Origin of the sequence: Accumulibacter sp. (assembly GCF_029255285.1) — a bacterium.
Lineage (GTDB): Bacteria > Pseudomonadota > Gammaproteobacteria > Burkholderiales > Rhodocyclaceae > Accumulibacter.
The window spans coordinates 54156-60155 of sequence record NZ_JAPUVI010000091.1; the positions used below are offsets into that span (position 1 = coordinate 54156).

5 protein-coding genes are annotated in these 6000 nt (G+C 63.6%); 4 read left to right on the forward strand and 1 reads right to left on the reverse strand.

Translation table 11 applies throughout. The features are described from left to right. Window positions 1–219: 219 nt before the first annotated feature. A complete protein-coding gene (gene ubiB, locus Q1M07_RS12350) occupies window positions 220–1764 on the reverse strand; it encodes a ubiquinone biosynthesis regulatory protein kinase UbiB (RefSeq protein WP_300454197.1) in 1545 nt (514 codons plus the stop codon). A gap of 137 nt (window positions 1765–1901) precedes the next feature. Here ubiB and argS point away from each other — a divergent pair, with 137 nt between their 5' ends. From argS to Q1M07_RS12370, 4 genes are all read left to right on the forward strand, one after another. Beyond that, on the forward strand, window positions 1902–3671 hold the full coding sequence (gene argS / locus Q1M07_RS12355; protein ID WP_300454191.1) for an arginine--tRNA ligase: 1770 nt from the start codon (window positions 1902–1904) through the stop codon (window positions 3669–3671). Window positions 3672–3703: 32 nt separating this feature from the next. Next, entirely contained in the window at window positions 3704–4459 is a 756-nt protein-coding gene (locus tag Q1M07_RS12360; RefSeq protein WP_300454192.1) for an SPOR domain-containing protein, read from the forward strand. A 19-nt stretch (window positions 4460–4478) separates the two neighbouring features. Further along, the gene (locus Q1M07_RS12365) at window positions 4479–5126 is read left to right on the forward strand and encodes a thiol:disulfide interchange protein DsbA/DsbL (protein ID WP_300454193.1); all 648 of its coding nucleotides are present in this window, start codon (window positions 4479–4481) and stop codon (window positions 5124–5126) included. Between the two features lie 89 nt (window positions 5127–5215). Further along, window positions 5216–5986 carry an SDR family oxidoreductase gene (locus Q1M07_RS12370; protein WP_300454194.1) on the forward strand — a complete coding sequence of 257 codons (771 nt, stop codon included), beginning with the start codon at window positions 5216–5218 and terminating at the stop codon, window positions 5984–5986. Window positions 5987–6000: the final 14 nt, after the last annotated feature.

The following is a 6000-nucleotide window of genomic DNA, read 5'->3' on the forward strand; positions in this document are numbered from 1 at the left end:
ACGGCGATCGGCGCCGTTGCCTCACGATAAACAAACGGGCCGCACTACTTGCGGCCCGTTTGTTTTTACGACGCCACCGTGGCCGGCCCCGGCATAGCCGCCCTCGGCCGCGACGACTTCTGCTCGCACGATCGGCCGATGGGGAACTGCTGCTGCGGCCGACTCGCGCGCATAGATCAGGCGGCGATGGCGGCCGGTTGCCGGAACGCCGGAACGTGCTTACAGGTATTGACTGGCCAGCAGCGCGGCCAGCAGCGCGGCCAGGAGGGCGCTGATGAGCGCCAGCAGGCGCCCCTGCCGGCGCTGCATGCGCGTCAGCTCGGCGAGCAGTGGCGTCAGATCGGCCGCTTTCGGTTGCGCCAGCGCCTGGTGCACCAGACGCGGCAACTGCGGCAAGGTGCGCGCCCAATACGGGGCTTCCTGCTGTATGCCGAGGCGGAAGGCGTGGCGGCCAATCTGTTCGCTCATCCAACGTTCCAGGAAAGGCTTTGCCGTTTTCCACAGGTCGAGATTCGGGTCGAGCTGGCGACCGAGGCCCTCGATGTTGAGCAAGGTTTTTTGCAGCATGACCAGTTGCGGCTGAATCTCGACGTTGAAACGGCGCGAGGTCTGGAACAAGCGCAGCAATACCCGGCCGAACGAGATTTCGTGCAGCGGACGGTCGAAGATCGGTTCGCAGACAGCGCGGATCGCAGCTTCGAACTCGTCAGCCCGGGTGTTGGCCGGCGCCCAGCCAGCTTCGATATGCGCCGTGGCGACCCGTTTGTAGTCGCGCTGAAAGAAAGCGAGAAAGTTCTGCGCCAGGTAGTTTTTGTCGGCGTCGGTCAGCGTTCCGACGATGCCGAAGTCAAGCGCGATGTAGCTGCCGTGGTGAACCGGGTCGACGGCGATGAAAATGTTTCCCGGATGCATGTCGGCGTGGAAGAATCCATCGCGAAAGACCTGGGTGAAGAAGATCTCCACCCCGGCGCGCGACAGCGCCGGCAGATCGATTCCCGCGGCAATCAGCGCTTCCGTCTGGCTGATCGGGATGCCGCGCATGCGTTCCATGACCATCACCGTGGTCGTGCATTGATCCCAATAAACTTCGGGAACCTGCAGCAGGCGCGAGCCGCTGAAGTTGCGCCGCAGTTGCGAGCAGTTGGCGGCTTCGCGCATCAGATCGAGTTCGTCGTAGAGGTACTTGGCGAACTCGCCGACGACTTCACGGGGTTTCAGCCGTTTGCCGTCCGACCACACTTTTTCCAGTACGCCGGCGAGCGTTTCGAGCAATGCCAAGTCGTTGGCGATGACCCCGTGCATTGCCGGGCGCAGCACCTTGACCGCCACCTCGTGGCCGCCGTCCTCCGGGCGCAAGCGAGCGAAGTGTACCTGGGCAATGGAAGCGCTGGCGACCGGGGTGGCATCGAATTCGGCGAATACTTCGCTCGCTGGACGGCCGTAGGCGTTGGCGATCTGCGCCAGCGCAAGCTCCGAGGAGAAGGGCGGCACGCGGTCCTGCAGCTTGGCCAGCTCGTCGGCGATGTCGGTACGCAGCAGATCACGACGGGTAGACAGGACCTGGCCGAACTTGACGAAGATCGGTCCGAGCGACTCCAGAGCCTGGCGCAGGCGCACGGCGGGTGGAGTATCGAAGCGTCGCCAGAAGTGCAGGGCGCGCGACAAGGCGGCCAGGCGGCCGCTTGGCTCATGCTCGAGGATCATCTCGTCGAGGCCGTAGCGGCTCGCAATGCTCAATATTTTGGCGAGACGGAAAAGTCGCACGGCGGGCGGCAGCGTTCTGGTCGGCAATGGCGCGAGTTTACACAGAAACCGGTATCCCCGCTCTGCCGTTCGCCCGAGTGTGCGTCGCACATCGTATAATCAGCCGCTTGACCGATTTCCCGAAGCCAACACCCCTGATGAGTTACGACCTGAAGTCCCATCTCGCCGAGCTGGTGCGTGCTGCTCTGGGCAGCGTTGCGCCGACCGAGGCGGCAACGCCTATCCATATCGAGCGGCCGAAGCAGGCGGCGCATGGCGATTTTTCCTGCAATCTGGCGCTGCAACTGGCGCGCGCATTGAAACGCAATCCCCGGCAGCTCGCCGAGTTGCTGCTCGCCGAACTGCCATATTCGTCGCTGCTCAGCAAGGCGGAAGTCGCTGGTGGAGGCTTCATCAACTTCCACGTTTCGCCGGCCGCCAAGGTCGGTGTCGTGCGCGATATCCTCGAGCAGCGTGAGACTTTCGGCTGTTCGACCCGTGGCGGCAGGCGGAAGGTGCTGGTCGAGTTCGTGTCGGCCAACCCGACGGGACCGCTACATGTCGGCCATGGCCGTGGTGCGGCCTATGGTGGCAGTCTTTGCAAACTGCTGGCCTTTGCCGGCTGGGATGTGACCAGCGAATACTATGTGAACGATGCGGGTCGGCAGATGGACATTCTGGCCGTGTCTACCTGGCTGCGCTATCTGGAGTTTTGCGACGGCCAGCAAGTGCCGTTTCCTCCCAATGGCTATCAGGGCGACTACGTACGCGACATGGCCAGTCAGCTGCGCGCGGCGCACGGCGACCGATACCGGCGCCCGGTTGGCGATGTCGTCGATGGCACCCCGGGGTTGCCCGACGGCGAGCGCACCGATGCCGAAGCCAAGCAACAGCGCGAAGCCCAACTCGATGCGCTGATTGCCAACGCCAAGCGCCTGCTCGGCGAGGAATGGCGCTACGTGCACGACTTCGTTCTCACCGAGCAGCTGGCCGATTGCCGCAGCGATCTCGAAGAGTCGGGGGTGCACTTCGACGTCTGGTTTTCCGAGCAGTCGCTTTTCTCGACGGGGCTGGTGGCGCGCTGCGTCGAGCGACTCGAGCGAGGCGGCCATCTCTACGTTCAGGACGGCGCCCGCTGGTTCCGCTCGACGGCTTTTGGTGACGCCAAGGACCGTGTCGTCCAGCGCGACAACGGGCTCTATACCTACTTTGCGTCCGACATCGCCTATCACCTGAACAAGTACGAACGTGGCTTTCAACGCATCATCAATGTCTGGGGCGCCGATCACCACGGATACATTCCGCGCGTCAAGGGTGCCCTCAGCGCTCTCGGACTCGATGCCGAGCTTCTCGAAGTGGCGCTGGTGCAGTTTGCCGTCCTCTATCGCTCAGGCTGGAAGGCGTCGATGTCCACGCGCGCGGGCGACTTCGTAACGCTGCGCACCCTGCGTCAGGAGGTCGGCAACGACGCCTGTCGCTTCTTCTATGTGCTGCGCAAATCCGACCAGCACCTGGATTTCGACCTCGATCTGGCAAAGAGCCAGTCGAATGACAACCCGGTCTTCTACGTCCAATACGCTCATGCCCGGGTCCGTTCGCTGCTCGCGCAGTGGGGAGGCGAGCCGGAAACGCTCGTTGGCGCCGACCTGGTGGGAGGGCTGGCGACCCCTCGCGAGGTGACGCTGGCGGCCCGCCTGGGTGAGTTTCCTGAGGTCGTCGAAGCAGCGGCCGACGAACTGTCGCCGCACCTGATCGCATTCTATCTGCGGGATCTGGCCGCCGAATTTCATAGCTACTACAATGCCGAACGCATTCTTGTCGACCGGCTTGACAAGCGCGACGCGCGACTGGCGCTGGCGCTTGCCGTCGCTCAGGTGATTCGCAACGGCATGGCGATTCTCGGCGTCAGTTGCCCGGAATCGATGTAATCGGAGAACAGAGAACAGCCATGAGTCTTGACATGAAAACCCGCCGCACGTCACCCGTCAAGAAATCCGGCGGTGGCACACTGCTCGGCCTGTTCATCGGCCTGGTGATCGGCGTCATCGCGGTAGCCGCCGTGGTCTGGTATATCAACAAGGTACCCTTGCCTTTCACCACCACCGGCCAGCAACCCAAGCTTCCCCCGCCGGTGGCCAGCAAGCCGTCGCCGACTCCCGAGGTGCCGCCGGTGGCTTCGGCTCCCGTCGCCTTGCCGGGCAAACCCGGTGACCCGGTGACCACGGAAAAGCCTCGCTTCGACTTCTACAAGATCCTGCCCGGCAAGGCCGAGGCGATTCCTGATCCGAAACCGGAAGAGCATCGGTCGGACGAAAGCCGTCCGGTCGATACGAAACCTTCAGCCGTCAAACCCAGCGAAGCTAAGAGCGGCGAGCCGAAAGCGGCAGAGGGCAGGTCACCCGAGAGCAAACCGGTCGCGAGCAGCAAGTCGGCCGATACGAAACCGGCCGACGGTGCCAAGGGCGCCAAGGAGGCTACGCTCAAGGAACCGATCTATTTGCAAGCAGGATCCTTCCAGAGCGCGAGCGAGGCCGACAACCAAAAAGCCAAGCTGGCGTTGATGGGGGCTGAGGCCAAGATCCAGCAGGTGATGTTGCAGGACAAAGTGTGGTATCGCGTCCGTCTTGGCCCGTACCACAAGATCGATGACGTGAATCATTTGCGCGCCGATCTGGCGAAACAGGGCATTGATGCCAATCTGGTCAGGAAAGACTAAACCCTTGAGGAGAATACCCATGTATGGACGTATCGGCGGTTGGTGCGTAGCGATGGTCCTGGCGACCCTGGCTGTGGTCTTGCCGGCACGAGCCGAATTGACGGTCGGGCGTGACTACGAGCCGATCGTTCCGGCTCAGGCCACCGACAATCCAGCCAAGATCGAGGTGCTGGAATTCTTTTCCTATGGTTGTCCGCATTGCAGTGACTTCCACCCGCTGGTCAGCAAGTGGTCCGCCGCCTTGCCGAGTGATGTAGTTTTCAAGCGCGTACCGGTTACCTTCGGTCGCCCGCAGTGGACGAGCCTGGCCAGGTTGTACTACGCGCTGGAGGCAAGCGGCGACCTGGCGCGGCTCGACGGCGCCGTTTTCAACGCACTGCACCAAGCGGGGAGCAAGCTTTACGACGACAAGACGATCATCGAGTGGGTCAGCGCGCAGGGAGTCGACGCCAAGAAGTTCACCGACGCCTACAACTCCTTCGGTGTCGTCAGCAAGGTCAAGCGTGCCGAGCAGATGGTTCAGTCGTACAAGATCCGGGGCGTTCCGGCGCTCACCGTCGACGGCAAGTATCTGGTGATCGGCAAGGAGACGAAGGGCTTGGGCGACCTGACGGCCCTCACCGATCAGGTGATCAACAAGGCGCGCAGCGAGCGCGGCAAGAAGTGAGGCCGCCGAACGAGCGGCAGGCGACGCACCGTTCGGCGACCGCTTACCGGCGGCTGCGGGGCGTTTGAGTCGTTGTTCCCGGAGCCAAGTTGTCGTCGGATCTGAAGGTGTTCCTCACCGGTGCCTCATCGGGAATCGGCTGGGCGCTGGCTGAGCATTACGCGGCACAGGGGGCGCTGCTTGGCGTTTGCGCCCGTCGGCGCGACGCGCTGCAGAGCTTGGCGGCGAATTGGCCGGAGCAGATCAGCAGCTACCCGCTCGACGTGACCGACGTCGCCAGCCTGCGTGCGGCGGCTGGCGACTTCATCGGGCGTGTCGGTGTTCCGGACGTGGTGATAGCCAACGCGGGCGTGTCTGTCGGCACGTTGACCGAATGCGCCGAAGACGTCGAGGTCATCCGGCGGGTAATGGACGTGAACTTTTTCGGCATGGTGGCTACCTTCGCTCCTTTCGTCGGCGAACTGCGCCGTGCCGGTCGCGGCCGGCTGGTCGGCATCGCGTCGCTGGCCGGCGTTCGCGGCCTGCCCGGCGCGGAGGCGTACAGCGCGTCGAAGGCGGCGGCGATCAGCTATCTCGAAAGCCTGCGTCTCGAGCTGCGCGGTTCGGGAGTCCGGGTGGTCACCATTGCTCCCGGCTACATTCGCACGCCGATGACCGCGGCCAATCGTTTTCCGATGCCTTTCCTGATGTCGGCCGAAGCTGCCGCGCCACGTTTCGCCCGGGCGATCGCGCGCGGCAGGAGCTACGTCGTCGTTCCCTGGCAAATGGCGCCGCTCGGCAAACTGTTGCGCCTGCTACCGAACGCGCTCTACGACCGCGTTTTTGCTCGCGCGCCGCGCAAGCCGCGGGCGAGTGGCTAGCGGCGCCTGGTCGG

Bases quoted from the DNA above. Each gene is read 5' to 3' on its own strand.
- argS (WP_300454191.1), top strand. From the start codon at position 1,902: ATGAGTTACGACCTGAAGTCCCATCTCGCCGAGCTGGTGCGTGCTGCT.
- Q1M07_RS12360 (WP_300454192.1), top strand. From the start codon at position 3,704: ATGAAAACCCGCCGCACGTCACCCGTCAAGAAATCCGGCGGTGGCACA.
- Q1M07_RS12365 (WP_300454193.1), top strand. From the start codon at position 4,479: ATGTATGGACGTATCGGCGGTTGGTGCGTAGCGATGGTCCTGGCGACC.